The organism is Fonticella tunisiensis, from assembly GCF_004364155.1.
GTDB classification, from domain to species: Bacteria; Bacillota; Clostridia; order Clostridiales; family Caloramatoraceae; genus Fonticella; species Fonticella tunisiensis.
Genome location: NZ_SOAZ01000004.1, coordinates 61,436 through 87,361, shown reverse-complemented (window position 1 = coordinate 87,361; position 25,926 = coordinate 61,436). Strand labels below are relative to the sequence as shown.

The 25,926-nt window shown below is 38.6% G+C and carries 24 protein-coding genes, 1 pseudogene and 1 other annotated feature; of the genes and pseudogenes, 4 read left to right on the top strand and 21 right to left on the bottom strand.

The window, feature by feature from the left end:
* Window positions 1-147: 147 nt before the first annotated feature.
* From fsa to EDD71_RS03510, 8 genes are all read right to left on the bottom strand, one after another.
* Complete coding sequence (fsa, locus tag EDD71_RS03545) at window positions 148-795, bottom strand: fructose-6-phosphate aldolase (RefSeq protein WP_133627366.1); 648 nt, start codon at window positions 793-795, stop codon at window positions 148-150.
* A gap of 26 nt (window positions 796-821) precedes the next feature.
* Window positions 822-1,208 carry a hypothetical protein gene (locus EDD71_RS03540; RefSeq protein ID WP_133627365.1) on the bottom strand — a complete coding sequence of 129 codons (387 nt, stop codon included), beginning with the start codon at window positions 1,206-1,208 and terminating at the stop codon, window positions 822-824.
* Window positions 1,209-1,396: 188 nt separating this feature from the next.
* The gene (gene nrdG / locus EDD71_RS03535) at window positions 1,397-1,927 is read right to left on the bottom strand and encodes an anaerobic ribonucleoside-triphosphate reductase activating protein (RefSeq protein WP_133627364.1); all 531 of its coding nucleotides are present in this window, start codon (window positions 1,925-1,927) and stop codon (window positions 1,397-1,399) included.
* 25 nt (window positions 1,928-1,952) lie between these two features.
* The gene (locus EDD71_RS03530; protein ID WP_133627363.1) at window positions 1,953-4,061 is read right to left on the bottom strand and encodes an anaerobic ribonucleoside triphosphate reductase; all 2,109 of its coding nucleotides are present in this window, start codon (window positions 4,059-4,061) and stop codon (window positions 1,953-1,955) included.
* Window positions 4,062-4,279: 218 nt separating this feature from the next.
* Window positions 4,280-5,881, bottom strand: coding sequence for a CTP synthase (locus EDD71_RS03525; RefSeq protein WP_133627362.1), 1,602 nt, complete (start codon window positions 5,879-5,881; stop codon window positions 4,280-4,282).
* 426 nt (window positions 5,882-6,307) lie between these two features.
* Window positions 6,308-6,949: an MBL fold metallo-hydrolase gene (locus EDD71_RS03520; RefSeq protein ID WP_133627361.1), complete on the bottom strand. Its 642-nt coding sequence runs from the start codon at window positions 6,947-6,949 to the stop codon at window positions 6,308-6,310.
* A 312-nt stretch (window positions 6,950-7,261) separates the two neighbouring features.
* The gene (locus EDD71_RS03515; protein ID WP_133627360.1) at window positions 7,262-8,938 is read right to left on the bottom strand and encodes a putative ABC transporter permease subunit; all 1,677 of its coding nucleotides are present in this window, start codon (window positions 8,936-8,938) and stop codon (window positions 7,262-7,264) included.
* Window positions 8,935-9,660, bottom strand: coding sequence for an ABC transporter ATP-binding protein (locus EDD71_RS03510; RefSeq protein ID WP_133627359.1), 726 nt, complete (start codon window positions 9,658-9,660; stop codon window positions 8,935-8,937). Before EDD71_RS03510 ends, EDD71_RS03515 begins: the two co-directional genes overlap by 4 nt.
* A gap of 227 nt (window positions 9,661-9,887) precedes the next feature.
* Window positions 9,888-10,101: a binding site (T-box leader), on the top strand.
* 49 nt (window positions 10,102-10,150) lie between these two features.
* Between EDD71_RS03510 and proS the strand changes: the two genes are divergently transcribed.
* From proS to EDD71_RS03500, 3 genes and pseudogenes are all read left to right on the top strand, one after another.
* Entirely contained in the window at window positions 10,151-11,587 is a 1,437-nt protein-coding gene (gene proS, locus EDD71_RS03505) for a proline--tRNA ligase (RefSeq protein ID WP_133627358.1), read from the top strand.
* A 214-nt stretch (window positions 11,588-11,801) separates the two neighbouring features.
* Window positions 11,802-11,900 (top strand): annotated as a pseudogene (locus tag EDD71_RS16080) (flavodoxin domain-containing protein); the annotation flags it as partial.
* On the top strand, window positions 11,901-12,161 hold the full coding sequence (locus EDD71_RS03500; RefSeq protein WP_243116390.1) for a hypothetical protein: 261 nt from the start codon (window positions 11,901-11,903) through the stop codon (window positions 12,159-12,161).
* Window positions 12,162-12,413: 252 nt separating this feature from the next.
* On the opposite strand, the gene EDD71_RS03495 is transcribed toward EDD71_RS03500, so the two are convergent.
* Window positions 12,414-13,406: an NADH:flavin oxidoreductase gene (locus tag EDD71_RS03495; protein WP_133627356.1), complete on the bottom strand. Its 993-nt coding sequence runs from the start codon at window positions 13,404-13,406 to the stop codon at window positions 12,414-12,416.
* 241 nt (window positions 13,407-13,647) lie between these two features.
* On the opposite strand from EDD71_RS03495, the gene namA reads away from it, so the two are divergent.
* A complete protein-coding gene (gene namA / locus EDD71_RS03490) occupies window positions 13,648-14,670 on the top strand; it encodes an NADPH dehydrogenase NamA (protein WP_207669275.1) in 1,023 nt (340 codons plus the stop codon).
* Between the two features lie 290 nt (window positions 14,671-14,960).
* Here the strand turns inward: namA and EDD71_RS03485 are convergent, their stop codons facing one another.
* The 12 genes from EDD71_RS03485 to ispE all read right to left on the bottom strand — a co-directional run bounded on the left by EDD71_RS03485 (window position 14,961) and on the right by ispE (window position 25,783).
* On the bottom strand, window positions 14,961-15,383 hold the full coding sequence (locus tag EDD71_RS03485) for a YwiB family protein (RefSeq protein WP_133627354.1): 423 nt from the start codon (window positions 15,381-15,383) through the stop codon (window positions 14,961-14,963).
* Window positions 15,384-15,404: 21 nt separating this feature from the next.
* Window positions 15,405-16,211 (bottom strand): glutamate racemase, encoded by an 807-nt coding sequence (gene murI / locus EDD71_RS03480; protein ID WP_133627353.1) that lies wholly within the window; start codon window positions 16,209-16,211, stop codon window positions 15,405-15,407.
* A gap of 14 nt (window positions 16,212-16,225) precedes the next feature.
* Window positions 16,226-17,185: a tRNA 4-thiouridine(8) synthase ThiI gene (locus tag EDD71_RS03475; protein ID WP_133627352.1), complete on the bottom strand. Its 960-nt coding sequence runs from the start codon at window positions 17,183-17,185 to the stop codon at window positions 16,226-16,228.
* A 107-nt stretch (window positions 17,186-17,292) separates the two neighbouring features.
* A complete protein-coding gene (locus EDD71_RS03470; protein ID WP_133627351.1) occupies window positions 17,293-17,478 on the bottom strand; it encodes a small, acid-soluble spore protein, alpha/beta type in 186 nt (61 codons plus the stop codon).
* A 141-nt stretch (window positions 17,479-17,619) separates the two neighbouring features.
* On the bottom strand, window positions 17,620-18,975 hold the full coding sequence (ypeB, locus tag EDD71_RS03465; RefSeq protein WP_133627350.1) for a germination protein YpeB: 1,356 nt from the start codon (window positions 18,973-18,975) through the stop codon (window positions 17,620-17,622).
* 169 nt (window positions 18,976-19,144) lie between these two features.
* On the bottom strand, window positions 19,145-19,882 hold the full coding sequence (gene spoIIR / locus EDD71_RS03460; RefSeq protein WP_166636324.1) for a stage II sporulation protein R: 738 nt from the start codon (window positions 19,880-19,882) through the stop codon (window positions 19,145-19,147).
* 142 nt (window positions 19,883-20,024) lie between these two features.
* Window positions 20,025-21,197: a Ger(x)C family spore germination protein gene (locus EDD71_RS03455; protein ID WP_166636323.1), complete on the bottom strand. Its 1,173-nt coding sequence runs from the start codon at window positions 21,195-21,197 to the stop codon at window positions 20,025-20,027.
* Complete coding sequence (locus tag EDD71_RS03450) at window positions 21,187-22,293, bottom strand: GerAB/ArcD/ProY family transporter (protein ID WP_133627347.1); 1,107 nt, start codon at window positions 22,291-22,293, stop codon at window positions 21,187-21,189. Before EDD71_RS03450 ends, EDD71_RS03455 begins: the two co-directional genes overlap by 11 nt.
* Window positions 22,280-23,809, bottom strand: coding sequence for a spore germination protein (locus EDD71_RS03445; protein WP_341472331.1), 1,530 nt, complete (start codon window positions 23,807-23,809; stop codon window positions 22,280-22,282). Before EDD71_RS03445 ends, EDD71_RS03450 begins: the two co-directional genes overlap by 14 nt.
* Before the next feature lie 48 nt (window positions 23,810-23,857).
* The gene (locus tag EDD71_RS03440; protein ID WP_133627346.1) at window positions 23,858-24,070 is read right to left on the bottom strand and encodes a CLC_0170 family protein; all 213 of its coding nucleotides are present in this window, start codon (window positions 24,068-24,070) and stop codon (window positions 23,858-23,860) included.
* Between the two features lie 112 nt (window positions 24,071-24,182).
* Window positions 24,183-24,917: a nucleotidyltransferase family protein gene (locus EDD71_RS03435; RefSeq protein WP_133627345.1), complete on the bottom strand. Its 735-nt coding sequence runs from the start codon at window positions 24,915-24,917 to the stop codon at window positions 24,183-24,185.
* Between the two features lie 5 nt (window positions 24,918-24,922).
* Window positions 24,923-25,783, bottom strand: a complete 861-nt coding sequence (ispE, locus tag EDD71_RS03430; RefSeq protein ID WP_133627344.1) for a 4-(cytidine 5'-diphospho)-2-C-methyl-D-erythritol kinase — start codon at window positions 25,781-25,783, stop codon at window positions 24,923-24,925.
* Window positions 25,784-25,926 lie beyond the last annotated feature (143 nt).

The window sequence follows — 25,926 nt, the reverse complement described above, 5'->3', positions numbered from 1 at the left end:
ATATTTCATTCACCAGTACGCTTCGCAAAGAAGTTCTATGGCTCGGGATTTGAAAAATCAAGAACTTTCGTTAAAAAGGATATAAAAAAGAAAGCCAGTTAAATACCAGCTTTCTTTCGCGCCATTTCAAATATAATTTTACCTGCTTTATTTCTTTGGTACTGTCTTCCAATCCTCAAGGAACTTTTCAATTCCAAGATCTGTTTGAGGATGTTTTGTCATCTGCTTTAAAACCTTGAATGGAATTGTAGCTATGTGTGCGCCTGCAAGTGCTGCGTTAACAGCATGAATTGGATGCCTGATGCTTGCTGCTATTATCTCAGTGTCTATTGCATAATTGTTAAATATAGCTACGATCTCCTCAATGAGGTTCATTCCATCGGTTCCTACATCATCAAGCCTTCCTACGAATGGGCTTACATATGTAGCTCCTGCCTTTGCCGCAAGAAGTGCCTGTGCGGATGAGAATATAAGCGTAACGTTTGTTTTAATTCCTTCCTTTGAAAGAATCTTTACAGCTTTAAGCCCTTCAATCGTCATTGGTATCTTTATGACTATGTTTGGATGGATTTTAGCAAGCTCCCTTGCCTCCTTTACCATTCCTTCATGGTCAAGGCTTATAACTTCTGCGCTTATGGGACCATCTACTATGGAGGCAATTTCCTTTACAACCTCGATGAAGTCCCTCCCTTCCTTTGCTATAAGAGATGGATTTGTTGTAACCCCGCTGAGTATACCCCAACTCTCAGCCTCCCTTATTTCATTTACATTGGCGGTGTCAATAAATATCTTCATTTTACCCCTCCTATTTATAATAAAATTTATTTAGCTGCTCTTTCTCCTATTATCCCCAGAGCTTTTAGAAGCTCGAACATATCATCCATGTAACGCTGAACTACGTCGTCGACATATCTATCCTTTCCAAGGAAGGCTATCTCCATGCCCGTTGACGGACAGCCTATTATGGTTATTGGCTTTTCGATTATATCCCTAAGCTTAAACCTGTAGCTGTGAACCCTTTCACATGCTATACAATCTATGTCAATTAAAACCTCTTCTCTGTTTATATGGGATTTGAACATCTTGTGGCCGCATGTGCATCTGTAATTTGTTGGAATTTTCATTTCAAAAAAATTCGTACTAATTATATTATACTTTCCACATTCGCTGCATTTTACAGCGATCTTTTTGGAAGCGTCCACTATCAATTTTTTTCACCTCCGTATGATAATTATTCTCCATTTAATTTTATTTTCCTTCATATTTTTAAAAATTAAAATTCAATTTATTTTTATATATTTCATTCACCAGTACGCTTAGCAAGGAAGTTCTAGGGCTTAAGATTTAAAATTTGTATATAGAAATAGAGGTAAGGGCATAGCCCTTACCTCTATTTCTATATATCAAAGTTTAACGTTACAACTTTTCCACATTTAAGGCTTTCTTTTACGTCTATTATTCTCTGATTGGATGAACCCCTAAACCTTAATCCCTCTCGATGAAGCTTCTTTTCAAACCTGCCGTCCACCAAAACATCAGTGGCATTTAAAAGTTCACTCCAGCCTGCTCTGGAATTTGCATTTTCAAGTATATATTCATAGGTATATCCCGTATACGTCCAGACATTTAAGCCCGCTTTCCTCACCTTCTCAGCTATATACGCAAACTTATCAGCCTGCTCAAAGGGGTCTCCCCCGCTGAAGGTAACACCTTTAAGGAGGGGATTTTTCATAATGTCCTCCACAAGACTATCAAGTTCATATTCTACTCCTCCATCAAAGGAATGGGTATCCGGATTAAAACAGCCAGGACAGTTGTGCCTGCATCCCTGGGAGAAAAGAACCCTTCTTATTCCAGGACCATTTACAAGGCTTTCATAGACTATTCCGGACAGTCTCACATATCTTTTACTGGAATTATTCACCATACACACCTCTATAATAAAAGTCTATCTAAACATACACTCTCTTATTAGTTAAATGGGACCTTCTGTCCTTTCTCTCTGCAGATTTTCCGGCTCCAAACCTTTCATCAAGACCTAAATATCCCGTAACCCTTGACACTCCTTGAATATCATAACTTCCACACTTTGTACATCTTTTCTCGCCGCCGTGAAGGTACGTTCCACACTTTCTGCAGTATCTTATATGGAAGTTGATCCCTATATAGCTTATATTGGTATGTTTATAGGCATAATCTAATATATTCATTATTGTATCCCCTGTTGGATAATCATCAAGCTCAAGGTAGCTTATATGTCCCGCATTACAGAGCTTATGGTAGGGGGCTTCTATATCTATTTTATCCTTTATTGAAATTGGATACCCAACGGGTATATGATAGCTGTTCGTATAATAGTCCTTATCTGTAACGCCGGGTATTATTCCAAATATCCTTTTATCCTGAACTATAAACCTTCCGCTCAGGCCCTCTGCAGGTGTTGCATATGTACTCCAGTTCAATTTATCTTCCTCTGTTTTTCTGTCTGTATATGCCCTTATGTGGGATACTATTTTTATTCCAAGTTCCCTGGCATATTCATCTTCTCCGTGATGCTTTCCAACAAGGGCTGTAAGGGTTTCTGCAAGGCCAATGAAACCAATGGACCAGGTTCCCTGCTTAAGTATCGGCTCTATTGAATCATCGGGTGAAAGATTTTCCGAACCCTTCATTAGCCCCTGACCGGCTACGAAGGGAAGGTCCTTAACCCTTAAATTTTTCAAAACGCTATACCTGTGCATCAGCGCCTCCCTGGCAAGCTCCAGTCTGCTGTCCAGCAATTTAAAGAATTTATCTATATCGCCCTTAGCGAGTATTCCAAGCCTTGGAAGGTTGATGGTTGCAGGTGCTATGTTTCCTCTTCCCTTTGTTCCCGGCTCTCCATTTATATTTGAACAGACATATGTTCTACACCCCATTGTAGCCGGCATCACACCTCTATCATAGTAGGCCTTATTAAAATCTGCATCCAGATTCATAAAGGTTGGGTTCATTCTCTTTGCAGCAACTCTGCAGGCAAGCTTATAAAGATAGTGATACGGATCTCCCTTTTCCCTGTTTACACCTTCCTTTACTCTGAAGATTATGTTTGGAAAGATTGGCTGCTCTCCCTTGCCCAGCCCCTTTTCGTATTCTAACAGAAATATCTCACATATAAGTGCTGCATCCTTTGATTTTGGTATCCCAATATTTATTGATGAAAAGGGTACCTGAGAACCTGCTCTGCTGTGCATAGTGTTTAAGTTATAAACTATTCCCTGCATAGCCTGAGATATTTTTTTTCTGAGCTTTTTTTCAACCAGCTCATCGATTTTATCCTCTGGAACGCCAATATCTTCAAGCTCCCTTCTAATCTCATCCCTTGTAGGCTCAACAAAGACAGCCATATCATTGTCAAAGTCAGGATGAGACTGTCCACCAAACATATCGTTCTGGCTGGACTGCAGCAATATACAGGATAGCTCTGCAGCGGATTCGATCCTTTTAGGCCTGTTTATCATACCATACCCGGTATTAAAACCTCTTTCCAGTATCTCCCTTGTCGGTATATGTAAACAGTTTATAGTTAAATTATAACTGTCAAGGTCGTGATAATATACGTCTCCGTTTTCGTGGGCTTTAGCCAGATGCTTTGGCATTGACGCAAGATTATACCATTTGTTTGATTCGCTGGCAATTCTAAGAAGCTTGGAGCTAAAGTTATTTCCAACATTAGCATTGTCCCTGTCAGTTTCCACTCCAATTTGCTTTATAGCCTTCATGAGATCTGATTTAATTTCTCTGACCTTTGTTCTTTCTCTTCTATAGTTTGAATAGGCAGTTCCAATTTCTTTATAACCATTGTTTAATAAGGTTTCTTCTACTATATTTTGAATCTCTTCAACTGATACAGCATCCTTTTCAAGTTCTTCAATTCTTTTAATTACCTTTTGAGTTAACGCTACAGCTTCACTCTCCTTTAAATTAAAGGCAATCTCCGAAGCTGCAGCCTTTATAGCATCAGTTATTTTCATGTAGTTGAAATCGCTCTTTCTGCCGTCCCTTTTCACAACATGTAGCATAATTTTACCCCCAAACATACTATATCTTGTACGATATTTATTATACCCCAAATAAAAATCCTGGCAATTACAAATTTAGTTTTGTAGGTATGATACATTCAATTAATGTGAAATTGCTCTTTTTTTTAAAGTTTTTTATACCAACTTCTCCGTTGACATGGAAACGTTTCATGATTTTTCCATGAAAAATATCCCGGTAAAACCGGGATATTTTTGATTTATTTGTCTTTAAGTGACGCCTTTATGAAATCTCTAAAGAGTGGGTGCGGTCTGTTTGGCCTTGACTTAAATTCAGGATGGAACTGCACTCCAACAAACCATTTATGTGACGGTATTTCAACTATTTCAACAAGTCTTTCATCAGGGGATGTTCCTGAGAGTACCATTCCTTTGGATGTTATCTGAGTTCTATATTCGTTGTTAAACTCATATCTGTGCCTGTGCCTTTCGTATATAACTTCCTCGCCATATGCTTCGGAGGCAAAGGTGTTTTTCTTAAGCTTGCACGGATAAAGTCCAAGCCTCATTGTTCCACCCTTTTCATCTATATCCTTCTGCTCGGGCATAAGATCGATTACTGGATATGGAGTCTTAGGATCTATCTCCGAGCTGTTAGCGCCTTTGAGCCCAACTACGCTTCTTGCAAACTCGATGACAGCCACCTGCATTCCAAGGCATATTCCAAGGTATGGAACGTTGTTTTCCCTTGCATATTTTACTGCAAGTATTTTACCCTCTATTCCTCTGTCGCCAAAGCCCCCTGGAACCAGTATTCCATCTGCATCCTTTAAAAGATCCTTATAATTTTCCTCGGTTACATCAGTTGCGTTTATCCAGTCTATTTCAACTTCGCAGTCATTTGCTATTCCTGCGTGGTTTAAGGCCTCAACAACGGACATATATGCATCATGAAGCTCAACATACTTTCCAACAAGGGCAATCCTTGTCTTTCCCTTAAGGTTTTTAACTGCGTCAACCATAGCTTTCCAATCATCGAGGTCGGCGTCGGAGCATTTGATGTTAAGCTTTTTAACAACTAAATCATCAAGCCCTTCCTCATGAAGTAAAAGCGGTACCTCATAAAGGGTTTCGGCGTCAAGGTTTTGAATAACTGAATCCCCATCTATGTTGCAGAAAAGCCCTATTTTATCCTTAAGCTCAGGTGATATTGGCTTTTCAGAACGGCATACAATTATATCAGGCTGAATGCCTATGCTCCTTAAATCCCTTACTGAGTGCTGGGTTGGCTTTGTTTTTAGTTCTCCCGCCTTTCCGAGAAATGGCACAAGGGTAACATGTATAAAACATACATTTTCTCTTCCAACATCGTATTTTATCTGCCTTATAGCCTCAAGGAATGGAAGGCTTTCGATATCCCCAACCGTTCCACCTATTTCAGTTATTACAACATCCACGTCCCTTTCCTTTGCAACGCGGTATACTCTCTGCTTTATTTCGTTTGTTATATGGGGAATTACCTGAACTGTGCCTCCAAGATATTCTCCCTTTCTTTCCTTTTGAATAACTGACCAGTAGATTTTTCCAGTAGTTACATTGCTGTTTTTAGATAAGTTTTCGTCTATAAATCTTTCATAATGACCGAGATCGAGGTCCGTCTCTGCGCCGTCGTCTGTAACGAACACTTCACCGTGCTGATATGGGCTCATGGTACCAGGGTCTATATTAATATATGGATCGAACTTTTGTATTGAAACCTTTAATCCCCTGCTCTTTAAAAGACGCCCAAGGGATGCAGCAGTTATACCCTTTCCAAGCGATGAAGCAACTCCACCAGTTATGAATATGTATTTCGTTGCCATAGTGTCCCTCCTTACCGTACTCTAAACTAACTTTTTTATTTTACTTCAAAAGGTATTATAAATCAACATAAAGTTAACTCGTTGTGCTGGATAAATTTACATAGCCCCTGAACTAGCTCTGTATGAAACAAAATTCACCACAAGATTATGAAAAACGTTTTGCATTATCTAAGGGTCGATAAAAAATATATGAAATTCACATTTTTCAAATCCCAAGCCTTAGGACTTCTTTGCTAAGCGTACCAGTGAATGAAATATATTTTTTATCGCAGCGCCTACCTGTAAACATTTTCTACTTTTATTCCTATGGGCTTTTCAGAGCAGCACAACAAGTAGTGTAATAGAATTACTATATTTACTATTTCACGGCCGAACATAAAATATCCCTTTTTAAACTCCAAATAAAAATAGGCAGAGAGCATCTGCCTATTCATACTTTAAAACATATAACCTTGTTTTATTGTTATTTATATCTTCCTTCTTTATCTCAAGTACCTGAGACGACTGCTTCTCTACCCCTTCCATCCTGCTTAGGAAATCGTCTAGGGGCTCAAGGTTGAATTTTAATGCAGGTGTTTTGTAGTGCATTGGAATTATAATTGAAGGTTTAAGCTGTTTTACAACCTGTGAAGCTTCCTCTCCATTTATTGTATATACCCCTCCAACAGGAACCAAAAGCACATCAACCTTTGAAATCATCTCTATTTGAGCAGGAGAAAGCAAATGCCCAAGATCCCCCAGGTGGCATACCCTTATTCCGTCGACCTCAAAAACATATACTATGTTGTCGCCTCGCTTGCTTCCACGTTCATTGTCGTGGTATGTATGAACCCCTGTAATAGATATGTCCTTTACATAAAAGTTTCCAACCTTATTTATAACCTCATAGCTTCCCTTGACACAGTCTGTAAAATTATGATCATAATGACCGTGGCTTACTGTCACTATGTCTGCCTCTACAGAGGGAAGTTTATACCCTACGTTATCATCAAAGGGATCAGTAAGCAACCTTATTCCCTTTTCCGATGTTATTTTGAAACAAGCGTGTCCTAACCATTTAATTTTCATAAAACCCCTCCCATAGTAACCGTTCTCATGCTCTTTAAAGCATATCGCTTAGCCGCTTAAATTAACCAAGCTTTGTAATTTATTATAATGAAAACATTTGTTACTATATTATATTATCATATAAATTTTATGATTATGCACAAATTTATATTTTTTTAAATATAACGCATATTTCTTCATAAAGGAATAATATCATAAAATCCTAAAGCACGGGATGGCCGTCAGGGCAGAATGCTAATTCATAAATGGCAGAAAATTGTTATTAGCTGAAATAAAGCAGAGAAACATCGTAAAGCCCCTCTGCTTTAAAAGTTAAGCTTCTATTTCATAAAATCTTTTCCTTCCGTAACTTATCAAACAGGCATAAAGTACCACATTTATAACCGCCAAAACAATTGTAAGGACAAGGTATCCATATATGGGTGTTTTAAGAAGGAAATACACAGCAGCAGCTGTTCCATATAGAAAAATCATTCCACCAAATATTATTATCACAACGTTAATGTTTTGCTTTACTGCCTTTTGGGGGTTATCCCATATAAGCTTTGGCCAGGTAAGCTCTAAAAGTAATCCGCATATGAAGCTTGGAAGCATAAGAAGCTGTGAAATTATAAAGGCGAGCATAAGACCGCCTATAGTAACACCCATGAGAAAATACCCGATTGCACAGGTGATAAAACCTGCCATAACGCCAAATATCCCGGCATGTAAGAGCTTTGCATTTATATACTTGACGGGTTCTATGGGCATTGACTTTAGATACATAAATGCCTTCCCTTCCCTTGAAATAGCCGATGACGCAATGCTTGACATTGAACCCAAAAAAGCCCCCATACCAGCAACTATAAGGGTTGAATAATAGCTCGAAGTGTTGTACCTAAGAATTGTACCAAGCTGTGCAGCTATTACATCCCTTTGAATAAAAAGCATTGCCCCGAGGATTGCAGGAATAAGGAATATTACAAAGGGACCGTTTAAAAAGAAGATGGGTTCCCTGTTCATAAGCCTTATCTCCCTTAACAGAAGGGAAGTTAATATGTTTCTTCTTCTAAGTCCCATTTTTAATTCCTTCTCTGTCATTTTTCTTTCGGATTTTCTAACCTCGGTGCTTCCTATAAGGCTCCTTAAATACATTTCAGACATAAAACAATGAAGCAATATAACTGCCACTGCTGCAGTAAGCAGCAAAAGCATTAGTCCTGTAAATCCCCGCGTGGACGATATATCGATTATGGCATAGGTTCCCCAGGTGGATGGAGGATATATCCTTGATGCAATTGAAACCATTCCATTTTGGAATGTAAATATTTCTCTTAAGACCTCCGGATTCTTATTCATTTTCATCATGGTGTCTTGAAAAGAAAGCTGTATCACAACCCCAAATAAAGCGCCTATAAAGCCTGATATTATCATTACAACATCCTTTTTCTTTAAAAAGTTTGCAACCTTCATCAGTGGAATTATAACAATATAGGAGACAACGAGGGGTATTACAGGTATCAAAAGGGACACTATAAATGAAATTATGTAAAATAAAAGCCCTTCCCCTGATTTAACACCATATACAATCACTCCCGTTGCCATTATAATTAAAGACAGAACGGCTTCATACAAATAGCTTGTAAAGAATTTGGCAAATAAAAGATTCCAAGGTTTTAACGGCATGGAAAGAATTATATCTCCTTCCTTATCCACAAAGTATGTGGCGATTATCCCCACTATCCCAAATATGAGGGTAAACATGGCTGCAAATATAAAAGAATTGCTTATTATAATCCCCTGCTGGTTTATAGGTCTTAAAATATCGTAAAGCTGTATATTGTATATAATAAAGGCAGATGCTGTACCCAATAGCCCGATAAGTATTAACAGAATAAGGGCGATTGTCTTAAAGGCCGATTTTTTATTTGTCTTAAAGCTGTTTATAAACCCGCTGATGCCGTAGAGAGAATTAATATATATTTTCGTTAACGCCCATGCTTTTTTCATTCTTCTATCAACTCCAGGAACAGATTTTCGAGGCTGTCATTATCCTTCCTGAGATGTCTCAGCTCATCAAGGGTACCGACAAATATTATTTCCCCTTTTTTAATTATCCCTATCCTGTCGCATAGCCTTTCAGCAACCTCCATTACATGGGTTGAAAAGAAAACCGTTTTTCCTGAGTCCGCATGCTTTCTCATCATTTCCTTTAAAATAAACGCAGATTTAGGATCAAGCCCAACCATCGGCTCATCAAGTACCCACACAGATGGGTTATGGAGAAGTGCCCCAATTAGTACAAGCTTTTGCTTCATTCCGTGGGAATAGCTGTTTATGCTCGATGACAGAGCATCCCTTATCTCAAAGGCCTCTGAAAGCTCATTTATCCTCTTGTACCTTTCATCCTCCGGAACTTCATAAACATCCCCTATGAAGTTTAAATATTCCATTCCTCTAAGCCTGTTAAATATTTCGGGATTATCAGGAACAAAGCCTATATGCTTCTTTGCTTCCACAGGGTTTTTAACTATGTCTATTCCGTTTATTTTTATGGTTCCTGAATCGGGCTTTAAAATCCCCGTTATCTGTTTTATTGTTGTGGTTTTTCCAGCACCGTTTGGCCCTAGAAAGCCAAATATTTCACCATCCCTCACTTCAAGGTTTATGTTATTAAGGGCCTTAATCTTTCCCTTTCCATAGGTTTTTGATACACCCTTTATTTCTATCATTTTTTCCCCTCCCTATTATTGATATTATATTTTAACTGATTTTGGAAAACAAGGGCAAATACTTTGTTTATGATGTAAAATATTCAAAACTAAATATCATATTGCCAAGTCAGCTGCAGATCCATCGGCACATGGATATTAAACGATTTTATATCGGCTTTTTAAATGTTGTTGACAGAATAGAGCTTTTAATTTATCATGAAAACTAGATATTTTAAACTGAATATTTTAGGACCATGAAGAGGAATAGTAAAGGGTAAGCCTTTTTCAGAGAGGAAATCATATGGTGTGAGATTTCCAGAGGATAACCTTGAACCCGCCTCGGAGTTCTGGGCTGAATGATTTTCATAGGCCTCAGCGGATTTCTACCGTTATGAAATTAAGTGGGTGCATTTGCACCAATTAGGGTGGTACCACCGATACGATACCTCGGTCCCTTTGTGGATTGAGGTTTTTTGTTTGCATTAAATTATCATGGAGGGATAATTCTATGGAAAAGGAAAAAAAGTTTGTTGAAGCCATAACATCCATGGAAGAGGATTTTGCAAAGTGGTATACAGACGTAGTTAAAAAGGCTGAGCTTGTTGACTATTCAAGCGTAAGGGGATGTATGATTATCCGTCCCTATGGATACGCAATCTGGGAAAACATTCAAAAATATCTCGACAGTATGCTTAAGGAAACAGGACATGAGAACGTATATATGCCTCTTTTCATTCCTGAAAACCTTCTTAAAAAGGAAGCAGAGCACGTTGAAGGCTTTGCACCTGAGGTTGCATGGGTAACACATGGTGGAAACGAAGAGCTTACTGAAAGGCTCTGCGTAAGGCCAACTTCTGAAACCCTCTTTTGCGACCATTATTCAAAAATAATTCAATCCTACAAGGATCTTCCAAAGCTTTATAACCAGTGGTGCTCCGTCGTTAGATGGGAAAAGACAACGAGACCCTTTTTAAGAACCACTGAGTTTCTATGGCAGGAAGGACACACAGCCCACGCAACAGCTGAGGAAGCTCAGGAAGAAACAATAAGAATGCTAAATATCTATGCGAAGCTTTGCGAAGAAATCCTTGCAATTCCTGTTGTTAAAGGGCAGAAGACTGATAAGGAAAAGTTTGCAGGGGCTAAGGCCACCTATACAATAGAAAGCCTTATGCATGACGGTAAGGCTCTTCAGTGCGGTACTTCCCACAACTTTGGAGATGGTTTTGCAAGGGCCTTTGACATTCAGTATACAGACAAGGATGGAAAGCTTAAGTACGTTCACCAGACCTCATGGGGAATTACAACAAGGCTTATAGGTGCAATAATAATGGTTCACGGGGACAACAGCGGGCTTGTGCTTCCTCCTGCAATTGCACCAACACAGCTTATAATAATACCTATAGCTATGCATAAGCCTGGAGTCGTTGAAAAGGCTGCAGAGCTTAAAGAAAGGCTCTCAAAGGTTGCAAGGGTTAATATGGATGTAAGCGATAAGATGCCTGGCTGGAAGTTCAGCGAATATGAAATGAAGGGAGTTCCACTTCGTCTTGAAGTTGGCCCTAAGGATATAGAAAAGAACCAGGTTGTTCTTGTAAGGCGTGACAGCAGGGAAAAGATAGTTGTATCAATGGATGAGATTGAAACTAAGATACCTGAAATACTTCAGGATATTCAAAGGTCACTCCTTGAAAAGGCAAGGGCTGCACAGCTTGAAAAAACAAGTACAGCAACAACTCTTGATGAATTTGTCGACCTCATAAACAACAAGCCCGGCTTTATAAAGGCTATGTGGTGCGGAGAAAGGGAATGCGAAGATAAAATCAAGGAGCTCACCTCCGCAACTTCAAGATGTATGCCCTTTGAGCAGGAACATGTGTCAGACACATGCATCTGCTGCGGCAAGCCAGCAAAGAAGCTCGTATACTGGGGAAGAGCATACTAAAAAATCAGGCAGTGGACTTTCCACTGCCTGATTTTTTAGGGACGGTTCATAATTAAACAGTTGTGAACTGTCCCTTGATTTTATCTCAACCATACTCTCATCAAACATACCCTTATCCCCCACCGCTCAAGATTCAGCTTTGGATAATCCTTTTTCTATTTTATTACATAAGATGTAGAATTTATTTATAATTGATTAATTAGAGGAATTATATATCAGGGGAAAACCTGAAAGGGTCCTTGTACTTTACAAATCCAGGTACGGAAGTACTAAACGTTATGCGGAGTGGATAGCAGAAGAGGTTAAGAGAGATTTGTTTGAGATCTCCAGCAACTTTACAGGGGAGATGAAAGAAAAGGTAAATTTCTTCTATTTAAGGGGTGCTTTCAAGTATCAAAAGCTTGGTTTTGTTGACAGGATGATGATGAATGTGCTTAGGAAAAAGCTTCTAAAGAAAAAGCCTGAGGAGCTCGATGAGGATAGCAAGGGCCTTTTGGCAGCCTATGAAAATCCTATTGATTGGACGGACAGAAAGGCCATAGAGCCTATTGTTAAATGTATCAAGGAACAATAAAGTTACAGCGATTCTAAACACAAAGTATGAGGGCATCTGCAGGAAGCCAATGTCATCAACTTAAGCATCCAATATTTGTATTTCGAGTAAAATTAAAACCAAGCGGAGATAAAAAATATATGGAATGGAACATATTTTTTATCGCAGCGTAGGATTAAGTCATTACTTTCATAATATTACACACTAAGTTTATGACATTGGTAGGCAGCTGCCCCTATAAAGTTTATCAATGCATCATATCATCGGATATTGTTACCTTAAGCTCTCTATGGCCTCCTTAGCCCAGTTGGAGTTGTTATATATGGCCCTTCCTACTCCTATGAGGTCTGCCTTGCCCTCTTCAAGGAGCCTTTCAGCGGCCTTGGCATCGGTTATTCCTCCGGTTAGAATTACCGGTATGGATACCTCTTTTTTTATTGCTTCAGTAAGGGGTGAGAAGTAGCCCTGCTCGCTATTGCCCGGTATCACGTATCCGCAGAAGCCTCCTGAAACATCGATAACGTCCACTCCTGCCCTTTCAAATTCCTTTGAGGCAATTATGCTGTCCTCTATTGTTGTTCCACCTTCTCTATAATCCGAAGCACCCAGCCTCAAAAATACAGGGAAATCTTCTCCAACTGACTCTCTTACTGCCTTAATAACCTCAAGGTGAATGCGGATTCTGTTATGTATATTTCCACCATACTCGTCCGTCCTTTTGTTTGTAAGGGGTGAAAGGAATTGATTTAGAAAATACCCATGGGCTGAGTGTATCTCCACCCCATCAAAGCCTGCCTCTTTAACTCTCCTTGCAGCATCCCCAAAGGCTTTAACAATACCCTTTATTTCATCCTTATTAAGCTCATGTGGAATAGTTCCCTTTCTCGGATTAGAAACTGCAGAAGGACCAACGGGTGTTTTACCCGTAACTTCTTCAGTTGCTGCGCTTCCTGCATGGTTTATTTGCATTATAGTTTTTGAACCATTTTTATGTATAACCTCAGAAAGTTTTTTCAGTCCTTCAATTACGCTGTCGTCAGCGACTGAGAGCTGGTTTTTGCTTGCCTTTCCCTCCTGGCTTATGAAGCTGTGTTCAATAATTATAAGGGATATATAACCTCCCCTGGACTTTTCATCATAGTAATCCAAAATTTCCTGACTTACTCCTCCGTCTTCCTTTGACCTTGCAGTGGCCATAGGCGGCATAACCAGACGGTTTGAAAGGGTTAAATTCCCTATTTGCAGTGGTTTTAATAAGTATGACATAATCAAACCTCCTAATATACATAATTATATTATTGTTTACTTTATATAAAATAAGGAGATTCACACGCACTCAACCTGTTATCCTCAATTAACGGGCTTTCCACCCATATTTAATAATTCATGATTTATTTTTAATTATAGACATATACCTTCAAATAATCAAACTTACATATCCTATATTTGATTACAATCACTGAATATATTTTGCCTTAAGTGGTATTATATAGTTGAAGGAGGGAAAATCATGCTTTTTGAACCAATTAAGTTAAGAAACATTATAATAAAAAATAGAATAATGATGTCTCCAATGTGCCAGTACAGCGCTCAAGGGGATGGAATGGCAAATGATTGGCATTTTGTGCACTATGTCACAAGGGCAGTCGGAGGCACAGGCCTTATAATACTTGAAGCAACAGATGTTGAGGCAAGGGGTAGAATCACTGATTACGACCTTGGCATATGGAAGGATGAACAGATACAGCCCTTAAAAAGGATTGTTGATGAATGTAAAAAATACGGAGCCACAATTGGCATACAGCTTTCCCATGCAGGAAGAAAAAGCGAAGTAACTGACGATACACCAGTTGCTCCAACTTCTATGGAATGGAATAAAGATTATAAAACACCAAAGGAATTATCAAAGAAAGAAATAAAGGATATAATAAATAAGTTTAGGGAAGCTGCTGTAAGGGCCGAAAAGGCAGGGTTTGATATAATTGAAATCCATGGTGCCCATGGATATTTAATTCACGAATTCCTGTCACCACTTTCAAATAAAAGAACTGATGAATACGGCGGCACTACAGAAAACAGAACAAGGTTTTTAAGGGAGGTCATCCAGGCTGTTAAGGAAGTATGGCCAAAGGATAAACCCATTTTCCTTAGAGTTTCTGCAGATGACTACATAGAAGGCGGTATAAACATCGATGAGATGGTTAGAATACTCTCCTTAATAAAGGATGAGGGAATAGATGTAATAGACGTAAGCAGTGGAGGGCTTTTAAATGCAAAAATAGAGCTGTATCCTGGATACCAGGTTAAATACTCTGAAAGGATTAAAAAGGAGCTTGGATTTAAAACTGCATCAGTAGGTCTTATTACACAGCCTGAGCTTGCAGAGGACGTACTTAGGAGTGGAAGGGCAGACATAGTTATATTGGGCCGTGAGCTTTTAAGAAATCCATACTGGCCCCTTCAGGCAGCAAGACACCTCAGATATGATATTCAGTGGCCAAAACAATATGAAAGGGCAAAGCTCAAATAAGGACGATTTACATCGTCCTTATCTTTATTATTTACTTTAACAACAGCTTTAACTTAAAGCAATAATTTAAGAAGTTAAAGTGTAATTATACCTGATTTATAAATAACTTAAACCTTTTCTTTAACATTTTTTTATTTACACATAAAAAAGAGCATTTTCTTACACACATTATGTAATATCCATATTAAACTAGGGCTTTAACTATTTATGCTGCCCTTACTGGTGCAATAGACAAGATGGATATCAATTTAAGAGTCCCCTGCAAAAAAATTAACACCTGCTTTCAGGTGTTAATTTATCCTCTTTATGTTAAGCTCAAGGGCATTTTCTATCGATTCAAACCCTGAAGCCTCCATCCTGTATTCAAGCTTCACGTTTCCTCCTGCCTCGTTTACATCTATTAAAACCTTCCTTGGCTTAATTACAACTTCAAGAGCACCATAGGGAGTGCTGTAGAGGCTTTTATGATTGAGCCCCTTTTTAAATACAAGGCTTGAGTTTGTAGTCCCCCTACGGGTAATGATTAATGAATCATCTTCAATTTTCACAGTGGTCTTTGTGCCTTCCATTCCGGAGATTTCGCTTTCCTCGTACTCTGCAAAGAAGTGATCCCCCTCTTTATAGTATCTTCCTTCCGTTATAAGCTCAATTTCCTCAGGTTGTCCATCAATATATTGTAAAGTTTTAACTGAAATGAGTACCTTATTATCCACTTTATCCTCCTTCCTTCAAAATCAATATTTTTCGATATCGACCTTTTGGATGTTTGATATATCCCTGTTTAAAAAGTTGCTTCCAACCCTCGAGAACTTATCGGGATTGTCGCTAACATAATACCTGTATGATGGATTATTTTCAGGATCGTTTTGAAGACCCTTTTCCATCAAAATCTCTTTAAGCTCTAAGGCAGTCTCCTCTGCAGGGTTTATCAGGGTAACATCCTGCCCCATAACATCTCCAACAACCCTGGTTAAAAGAGGATAATGGGTACAGCCCATAACAAGAGTATCTATGTCTACATCCTTCAAAGGCTTTAGGTATTCTTCCGCAACTAAGTAGGAGACCTTCGTACCTGCCCATCCCTCCTCAACAAGAGGTACAAAAAGTGGACAGGGATGCCCTATGATCTCTGCCTCAGGATAAAGTTTCTTAATAGCATTTTCATATGCCCGACTTCCTATGGTACCTTCAGTTCCAATTATACCAATTCTTCCTGTCTTGCTTGCCCTTACGGCTGCATGGGCTCCGGGCTTTATCACCCCTATAACGGGTACTTCTATCGACTCCTGAAGCTCACCAAGGCTCATGGCAGATGCAGTGTTGCAGGCAACTACGATTGCCTTTACATTTTTGCTAAGCAGAAATCTGCTGTCCTGAAACGCAAACTTTATTATTGTATCCCTGGATTTTGACCCATAGGGTACCCTCGCAGTATCCCCAAAATAAACTATATCCTCTTCTGGAAGTATTTTCATTATTTCCTTAACAACCGTAAGACCCCCAATGCCCGAGTCAAAAACTCCAATTGGCCTTCTATCCAATTACATCCCCACCTTTATAACAAATACATGGTTATTTCTTCATCCCTTGCCGGAGATACCTCTATTATATTATACTCCTTATCCTGCTGCTTTTTGTACTTTACTCTAACCTCTTTTTCATCCCTTCCTTTGCTGTACCTTCCAGCGATGGCTGCAGCAAGTATTATGTCATCATATGAAGGGTTTCCACGAAGTATAACCGTTGATCCTTTAAAATCTATCGTATTAAATATATAATCATCCTTTTTAATAAGAGGAGTTATAACCTTTCCTTCCCTTTCATCCCTTGCTGATATTATCTTTACATCTCTATTAATTCTAAAATGTCTTCCATAATTGAGCATTTCAACATCATCGGGATTTATATCTTTATTATAATTTAAAAGATCCTTAAGTCTAGCAGAAAATCCTGGCTCTGTTAACTTACATCCTCCATCAGATAATGGATACTCCTTTATTCCCCACCTTTCTGCAAGCTCCATTGTGACCCTTCTGGATCCTTCCTTAATATCAAGAAGCTTTTCCCTGTCAACAAGCCCATCCCTTTCCATTTTAGTTGGAGGTAAATTTTTTGCACAGAGGGGTCTTAAGATATAGTCCTCAAACCTCCCGTCATTAACATCCTTTGGCATTGGCCTCTGGCTTATAACTTCACCTGTAACCATAAAATCAGCACCAAGTTCATTCATAAGTCTTCTCGAATACTTCATCATCATGCCATGACATCCAATGCAGAAATTTGCACTTTTACCATGTTCATACTTTAGGCTTTTTACCATTGAAAGATGCTCATCGGTAAAATCAATAACCTTAAGTGGTATATCTATCTGTTCACACATTTTAACTGCCCTTTCATATGTAAAAAACGCAGAGCTGAAGCATAAGCCTATGACGTCAATTCCCTGATTTTTAATCAAATTAGCGGCAAGTATACTGTCCAATCCTCCTGAAACAAGGGCAATTGCCTTTGTCATGTTTTTCAACTCCTTTTGCCTCCATCTAAATTATATTAAACTAATATATATTCTTTGTAAATATTTAATAGTTAAACATAAAAGAAGCTGGCCAAAGGCCAGCATATTTATCTTAAGTTATTCTGTTGTTCAAAGGCCCTTTCTGCATATCTTATTGCAGCGGCCACCATGTTCCCACAATTTCTTGAGGATACTCCTCCCCAACCATCAGACCTTACTATATCGCCAACTCCAAGCTCTCTGGCAAGTTCGTATTTTAACTCGTCTGACATAATGCTTCTATGTCTGCTCATTAAAATACCCCCTTTATAATTCACCAACTCAAATTAAAAATCAGTTAGCCGGGAATTGCAGGGCAGCCACCTAAATGTGCTGCCCTATTTACTTGCCATTATTATTTTCCCCCCTTGGATAGAAGATATCCCTTGTAATATTTACATCGTAAGTTCACCGTTTGGCGTATCCATTATCTTAAGTATCCTTTCCTCATTTCCATCCTGAGAATTTATATAAACTATGTATTTTTCACCATCATAATCACCATAAAACTCATAGCAGTATACCTCCCTCAACGATTCCATAGGTATTACAGCTAACCTTACGTTTCTGATGTTAAGCTTCTGGCTTACATTTTTCCTTGCCTCTTCCGGAGTTATCCTTGGATTCGGTATATCCCTGTCATAGTGGGCAATCAGGTAATGCTGCGATTCAATACCTACTATATCCCCATTGTCAAGTGCGATCTTAAGTTTAATTTGATCCGGATAGACTACATGTTTTCCATCGACATATACGTAGTTTACAAGGGCTGTGCTGTCATACTTCAGGGAAAACGTAGGTATCATATCCCTATAACCAATTGACTCCAAAAATTTTCTACCTCTTTCTACTGCTGCCTTCATGCCTATTTTATCTTCATTAACATCCCTGGAGTCCAGCATATATACTACATGCCCTCCATTTTTGCTTATATCTATGTTGACTTCTCCGTCCCTTCTGCCCTTCATTTTAACTGATAATGCATAGGCGGGTATTCTTTCTCCCTTTTTATCGCTGTACTGGCTTATGCTCTCAACTTTATCCTTACCAAGTATGTTTGCAGCAATTTCCTTGGCCTTACCAAGGCTTATTTCCTTTTCCGATAAAACCCTCGGCTTTATATTAAGTACATTTTCAGAAAAGGGGCCGTCATATATAAGAGTTGGATACTTCTGCATAGATTCTGCAATTTGTTCAAATTTCGTTTCAACTGAATTTTGAAGCCTCTTTTCAAATATTTCCTTTCCTGCAGTCCTTATCTCTCCCCAGTCCATTCTTCCCTGTGATACATCCTGTTCCAGTGCGTGGATTTGAGTACTTAAATACTGTGAATAGCTTTTAAGTTTATCAAAATTGTTCCATTCAGTCTGTGTAAGGCTTTCCCCTCTGTTGGCTGCTTTTAAAAGGGCATAGCAAAAATCTCCAACCTGGGAAAGATATTTACTTACATCCTGAAGTGCAGCGTTTGATATAGGCAGGGAGTTTAGCCTCTCCTGGGCCGCATTTGCCTGCCTCCAGACATCTGCAAACATAAGAAGACTCTGCTTCTGCGATGCACTTACAGGTATTTTTGACATGGATACCTGTATCTGCTCGACATCCGATACAAGATTGTATAGGGATCTTTCATACTGGCTTTGGAGAACGTTTCTATAATCCCTAGACTCAAGGTACATAAGGGTTCCAAAGGTGGTAGAGCCTGCAATAATAATGGAAACTATAATTGCCAGCACCGCTCTCTTCTTAAACATATAATTACCCCCTTAACGTGTTTTAAGTAAAACTCTATAAATATTTTTTGTAAAAAAAGTATTTTTATTCTTTAAAATTAAAAAAGCCCCAAGTTAGAGGTGTATGACAAGCTATAAGTTTCTTATACACCCTACACCCTGGAACTTTTAATTATCTTTAGGCAATGACTTAAAACATATCCCTTATCTTTTCAATTGTGGATTTGAGAAAGTCCACAGTTTTAAACCTGAACTCAACCTTATTTTCACTTATCTGCTTAACTTTTTCTTCAGAGGATTTGCTTGAAATCTCCCTGCTCTGCAACTGGCCCTTTGAGTTATTTGATACAACTTCTTTCTTCTCCGTCTGCTGTTTAAATGCAGTTATACTCTCTACTTCCTCATCCTTTAACACTTTTTTGAGCTCCTCATCTGTTTTTTCAGATGTATAACCCCTGGTTATGTCTATGAAACAGAGGGGTGGAAACATAACACACCACCAATTTTTCCCATCACCTTTGCCAAGTACAACCCTCAGTGCCTTATACTCTCCCGCCGGAAGCGTTATTGAATTATAGGTTTTAACAGGAAAGTTAAAATCCCCAAGCACCGCCTTAGCCCTATAGGGCTTTCCCTCTTTAATCAGAATATCGTTTGCTATCCTTTCAATCTCTGGAAGGCTCCTGTTTAATATAGCAAGCGACTCATCCCTTGAGGATGACTTCTCAAGCCTTGGGCCTATGGCCTTTAAAATAGCATCCCTAACCTTAAGCTTTACCTCCTGATCGCCGTCGAGGTCGCTGTTTGCAATGACATGAAACCTTATAAGTTTGTCCTTAATTCCACTTGCCGAAACAGATTTGTTTGTGAAACTGTTGTAGGTTAAAACTGACGCTAAGATAAGCAAAACGACTAATAACTTCTTCATGGCTATTCCCCCAAACTCGATTGTATTTAACAACTTATAGAAATATAGAATATGCAATCCATTTCTTTTATTATTTATAAGTGTTTCCATAAATAAAATTTTTAAACATAAAAAGAAATAGGTTTTTGAAATTTTCAAAAACCTATTTCTTGGAGGGACCTATTCTCCTGATATCTGCCTTTACGTCATAGCTTATTTCCGCTTTCTTAAAGGATTCATCCCAGTTTTCTTTATATTTTTTATAAACACTGTTATGGTATTTGTTTGTATAATCGCCAAACCCGAGGTAATCGGCACCTATAACATTTTGAAAATATCTCGTTGATTCCTGAAGTTCCATTTTTATTGACTCTTGAATTTTCTGCTGAATATCCTTTAGCGTATTCGTCTCAAAGAGGTTTTCCTCAAATGAATATTCCTTGATATCCCCTTCAACCTCAACCTTTACTCTGTATTTGAGATTATCTCCTCCTTCTTCGAGCCATATCTCTCTATTCATTGTATAAATAACAAACGGTATCTCTAAACCCTTATAGTTGATAACCTTTTTCCCGTTTTTAAACTTTCTGTTCATTATCTTATAGGTCCTTACATATCTGGTATCAAGATAATCTAAAAGGCTGTAATCCTTAATAAGGGCAAGCCTGTTTATTTCAAATCCTCTGCCATCCTGAGGCCTAACTTCCAGAAGGGGAACCGCTGCTAACCCATCGTTATTTCTTATTGATGACAGGAGTTCAGTTAAGGTCATATCTGTCGTTTCGGATGTTATTTTAGAGTTATCCATTATGCCGGTCACATAGACTGAGTTTAAAATTTCAAGCTTAGGATCTATTTCAAAAGCTTCCTCAGGATTTCCAGTAAAGATTACAACCTTCGCCAGACTATTTATTACTGCATCTCTCTCTATATGATCGAGTATTTCCTTAAAGGTTTCCTTATTCCTTACCAATCTTTCCGTAAGAATTACTAATCTCAATTGACCATAAAACGGCACCCTGGATGTCATCGTGGCCAACTTCTCAACGGCCTTAGTAGCGTTTACGCTTGTTACGCTTCTTATCAAAAAAGCATTTTCCCCTTCCTGTATTTTGCTGGGATTTGCCATACCAAATGTAATTTTCAGCTTCTCTGGCATATCATCATTAAAGGCTCCAGTGCTGCCTATTGGTTTATTTTCCTTATCTTCTTCATTTAAATCGATCAACATGGCAGTTATAAATACCCTTTGCTCAAGTTCAATTTTATCCCAGCATCCAGAAGTGAAAAGAAGTGTAAGTATTAATATACAAATTAATCCCCTTTTATGCTTCACCTTTCTTCCCTCCCTTCCTGTCAAGCAGGGAAGCTATAAACATGATAATTGGTACTATTATTATTGTGTAGGTTCCAAGGTAGATAGTTAAGGTATCGCTCATTTTAAAAAGCTCTACAACGCTCTCTCCTGTTAAAGATAAAATATATATAAGAGGCAGAAATATGGATACGATATGTTTTTTCTCTTTCTGATTTAAAATATCTCCTCCTATTACAGATGCTCCGTACATAGTAGATACAACTGTTGTAAAAACAAAAATCACCCAGAGGGCCATAAGCAATCCCTCAAGTCTTTCTATAAACCCTCCCGGAATCTCCGAGGCCTTAATAAGGTTTACGGTTGGATATATTAAAGAGGCTGTTTCCCTTGAGCCAAACTTCGCAAGGGTCTCCATAACTATTATTGTGTAAAACAAAGTTATAATAATTAAAGCTATTGAAGAGACCTTAAAGGCCTTTTCGGGCTTTCTTAAAAATGGAAAAATTATAAGCAGTATCTCATATCCTGAATATGCAAAGGCTCCAGATTTCAAGCCCGTAATATATTTAACAGGGGATACTGAAAAAACAGGCCTTAGATTGGTAAAATCACTTTTAGGCAGTGCAACAAACATTAGAAATACAAGTATGAGGATTATCAAAGGAGTTACCGACTCAAAGAACCTTGCTGAAGGCTCAACCCCTGTTCTTGCAAGGACAATTGCAAGTATTATTAAGGGAAATATAATAAACTCAAGGGGGGTGTTACTAAGTAAATACAATTTAATGGTTTCTGCAAAAATTCTCAAAACAATTGCTGTGAAAACCACAAAATATACAAGAACTGGTATTGCAAGTATTGTTCCAAAAACCTTTCCAAATTGTCTTCTTAATGCACCTGCAAAACCGTATTCGCTGTATTTTTCCCCAACCTTGCACATAAAGTAAATAAATATAATATTAACCAGCCCCGATAATATAGCCAGAACCCAGGCTCCTGCTTCAACTTCCTTTGCAAGGGAAGCCGGAAGGGTAAGTATTCCAACGCCTAAAATCGTATTATATATGAATACCCCAAGCTGTATGCTTGATATTTTGTCATCATTTGGAGTCATCTTCTCCACCTCCCTGTCTTAACACATCCTCAGGATCAAGATGTATCGGTCTTTTCTTTAGATACTTCCAGGGCAATTTCAATATGAATGTATCCTTCATATCCTCCATTGAAAAAGGAGCCATTGGTGCTAAGTATGGAGTACCAAAGCTTTTTAAGTTTACCAGATGTATAAGGGTAGCCATACATCCAAGTACAACTCCATAAAGACCGTAGATGGCACCAAGTATCATGAGAATGAATCTTATAAGCCTGAAGCTTGTAGCAACTTCATAATTTGGAATGGCAAAGGAAGATATTGCAGTTATGGCAACGACCACAACCATAATTGGACTTACAATTCCTGCCGAAACTGCCGCCTGGCCTATTACAATACCGCCAACAATACCTATTGTAGATCCTATTGGCCTTGGAAGCCTGACACCCGCTTCCCTTAAAAACTCCAGGGTAAGTTCCATTATTATAGCTTCTATAAAAGCAGGAAAGGGTATGCCCTCCCTGGTTGCAGCAATTGAAAGTATAAGCTTATTTGGAATTATTCCCGGATGATAGGATGTTAAGGCAATATAGAGGGAAGGGGCAACCAGGGAAAGGGTACCTACCATCAGCCTTAAAAACCTCACAAAGGTTGTAATGCTTGAACGTGAGTAATAATCCTCAGCCGATTGAAAGAAGGCATTTAAAGTAGTTGGAACAATAAGGGCAAAGGGAGAGTTATCCACAATTATTGCAACCCTTCCTTCGTAAACTGCACCTGCAACCACATCCGGCCTTTCTGTGGTTTGTATCTGCGGAAAGGGCGTAAACTGCTTTTCCTCTATAAACTGCTGAACATACCCGCTGTCAAGAACAGCATCAATGTTTATTGACTTGATCTTTTCTTCTACCTTCTGAAGTACCCTTTTATCAACTATATCATCGATATACATTATGGCAATATCCGTTTTTGACCTTGTTCCAACACGAATCTGTTTAACCTTAAACCTGGTGTCCCTTATGCGTCGCCTTACAAGGGCAGTGTTAAACCTTATCGTCTCTACAAAGCCGTCCCTTGGCCCCCTTATAACGGTTTCCGCCGATGGCTCGCTGGTATTTCTGGCAGGCCACAGCCTTGTGGCAATTATTATAGCTTTATTATATCCATCAATAAAAAGCGCAGTTTCCCCGGCCATAATAGCAAGAAGGGCATCTTCTATCTGATCAACTTCTTTGAAATCAGTAACGGCCATAGCTGAATTCTTAGTCGCATCTATTAGACTATTTCTTATATCCTCAAGGTCCGGCTTAACCTCCCTGGCTTTAAGCATAAGGGGCATTAATACGAAGTCGTTTAATAGAATTTTATCGGCCATCCCATCTATATAGCTTAAAAACATCCTGTGGCCTTCCGGACCTCCTATGTTGAATTCCCTAAAGACAACATCGTTTGAATCCATAAATGCATTCTTTACCTTCGATATGTTGTCATCAATAATTTCACTTATGGTAGTGGCGCTTTCAAACTTCTGTTCATGCAGTACTTCATTATCCCTCTTCCTTCTGTGGATTTTCAATATATATCACCCCTAAAGCCTTATATTCCTTGCAATAACATAAAGTAAAATCCCTGCTGCTATGTAAAAGTATCCAAAAAACCTTGCCGATTTGTATTCCCTGACTGCATTATTCTTTTTATAATATCTAGCATCAAACCCCAGCAGGATAATGCTTGACAAAAGAAATAATATTAAAACGTTTAAATCAAAAGTCTTTGAGATGAATCTTAAAACAGACACCATAGGAACACCTCCATATTCTCTTAGTTTAATTTTTACAGAATAAGCCACGTTTATTCAGCTGGCTAGAAATATTAAAAAGGGATCCCATATCTTATGATATATGGGACCCCTTTTAAGCCGAATCTCCTAAATATTTATTTACAAATTCGATATCGGATGGCTTATCCACATCGTTTCCAATTTCGGGATAGCTTGTTATTATAGCACTTCCCCTAATTCCAAACATCTTCCATACCTTTAATTCAACGGATGAAATTGAAAGTATGCCAAGGACAAGCTTTATGAGAAAGATTATCCCAAGCTCCCTTCCCATTTTAAAGGGTTTTTTTCTGTATTCCACAAATTTCTCAATTTTTTTAGTAAATTTATCAACAACCTGTGGATTGATATATATGATATTCCCTCCAGTAAAGGTTCCTTCCCTCATCTTAACATAGGTTCTTTTTACCTCAGGATATTTCTCATCGTTAAGCTTCTTATCTATGATAGGATAACCAACATCAATATCAAGGGCTTCACATCTTAGGGCAAAATCCCTTATAGCCTCGCCCTTTACCATTGGGATGTCGCAGGTACATATTAAACAAGGCTTGTTATATTCCCCGAGTTCATGAATCCCCTTTTTTATATTTTTCAATATATCACCCTCGGAATCTACCCATCCGTCCACAAGATGGCCTACTTTTTCCTTTATTATTTTATCGCCAACTATGTAAACCCTGTTGATGCAGCCTGAGTTTCTAAGGGACTCTATTACATATTCCACCATATACCTGGAGGCTATTTTTATAAGGGCCTTGGGAACCCCATTTTCTCCCCGGTCCCCGGCAAGAATCACTGCATTCATATTTGTTACACCTCTCCATTGAAGGTTCTTACTAAATATACTTCCTTGAGATAATCCCTTAACCTGTTATAGCATATCTCCGCTTTACCCTTATCCTTAAACAGCCCAAATACCGTTGGCCCGCTTCCGCTCATAAGGCTTCCAAGGGCATGAAATTCCATCATTATGTTCTTTATTTCAAAAATCACCGGATGCCTTTTTATGGTTACAGTTTCAAGAACATTAACCATATTTTCTGCAACACCCTCTATATTGCCCCTTTCCATATAGTCAATTATCCTCGTCGTTTCAGGATGCCTTGTTATTTCATCGAGCCTGAGGCTTCTATAAACCTCCTTTGTAGATACGGAGATGTTGGGCTTTGCAACAACGCACCATGCTTCGAAGGGCTTTAGGGGGGTTAACACTTCTCCTATACCCTCTGCAAGGGCTGTTCCCCCCATTATGCAAAAGGGAACATCAGCTCCAAGCTTTAGCCCAAGCTCCATCATTTCATCCCTATCCATTCCAAGGTCAAAAATCCTGTTCATGGCCTTTATAACGCCTGCCGCATCGGTGCTTCCACCTGCTAACCCTGCTGCAACTGGAATCCTTTTTTCTATGAAAATATCAACTCCACCATCTATATTAAATCTATCAATAATGAGCTTCGCAGCCCTATAGGCTATATTATCCTCATTATCCGGAACATCCTTATTTTTGCAGTACAGCCTTATTCCTCCCCCGTTTTTTTCAACAGTTACATCATCAAAAAGGGAGATGCTCTGCATTATCATCTTAACCAGATGATATCCATCCTGCCTCTTTCCAACTACATCAAGGGATAGGTTTATTTTTGCAGGACATTTTATAATTACCTTGTCCACCTATATCCCACCTTTCATTAAAATGTTGTAGTTATATATTATATATTAAATTAACAGATACTTCAAATAAATTGTATATTTTCCAGAGAAATAGTAATTAATAAAAACCAGGCAACGGGATTATAATATTTCCCCACCTGGCT

Bases quoted from the DNA above. Each gene is read 5' to 3' on its own strand.
- EDD71_RS03435 (WP_133627345.1), bottom strand. From the start codon at position 24,917: ATGAATGCAGTGATTCTTGCCGGGGACCGGGGAGAAAATGGGGTTCCC.
- EDD71_RS03530 (WP_133627363.1), bottom strand. From the start codon at position 4,061: ATGCTACATGTTGTGAAAAGGGACGGCAGAAAGAGCGATTTCAACTAC.
- EDD71_RS03515 (WP_133627360.1), bottom strand. From the start codon at position 8,938: ATGAAAAAAGCATGGGCGTTAACGAAAATATATATTAATTCTCTCTAC.
- EDD71_RS03520 (WP_133627361.1), bottom strand. From the start codon at position 6,949: ATGAAAATTAAATGGTTAGGACACGCTTGTTTCAAAATAACATCGGAA.
- fsa (WP_133627366.1), bottom strand. From the start codon at position 795: ATGAAGATATTTATTGACACCGCCAATGTAAATGAAATAAGGGAGGCT.
- EDD71_RS03470 (WP_133627351.1), bottom strand. From the start codon at position 17,478: ATGAGCAGACATAGAAGCATTATGTCAGACGAGTTAAAATACGAACTT.
- EDD71_RS03510 (WP_133627359.1), bottom strand. From the start codon at position 9,660: ATGATAGAAATAAAGGGTGTATCAAAAACCTATGGAAAGGGAAAGATT.
- EDD71_RS03525 (WP_133627362.1), bottom strand. From the start codon at position 5,881: ATGGCAACGAAATACATATTCATAACTGGTGGAGTTGCTTCATCGCTT.
- EDD71_RS03495 (WP_133627356.1), bottom strand. From the start codon at position 13,406: ATGTCATACTTATTAAAACCACTGCAAATAGGGAATTTAACCCTTTCA.
- ypeB (WP_133627350.1), bottom strand. From the start codon at position 18,975: ATGTTTAAGAAGAGAGCGGTGCTGGCAATTATAGTTTCCATTATTATT.
- EDD71_RS03440 (WP_133627346.1), bottom strand. From the start codon at position 24,070: ATGGTGTCTGTTTTAAGATTCATCTCAAAGACTTTTGATTTAAACGTT.
- nrdG (WP_133627364.1), bottom strand. From the start codon at position 1,927: ATGGTGAATAATTCCAGTAAAAGATATGTGAGACTGTCCGGAATAGTC.
- proS (WP_133627358.1), top strand. From the start codon at position 10,151: ATGGAAAAGGAAAAAAAGTTTGTTGAAGCCATAACATCCATGGAAGAG.
- spoIIR (WP_166636324.1), bottom strand. From the start codon at position 19,882: ATGAAGAAGTTATTAGTCGTTTTGCTTATCTTAGCGTCAGTTTTAACC.
- EDD71_RS03450 (WP_133627347.1), bottom strand. From the start codon at position 22,293: ATGACTCCAAATGATGACAAAATATCAAGCATACAGCTTGGGGTATTC.
- EDD71_RS03475 (WP_133627352.1), bottom strand. From the start codon at position 17,185: ATGACAAAGGCAATTGCCCTTGTTTCAGGAGGATTGGACAGTATACTT.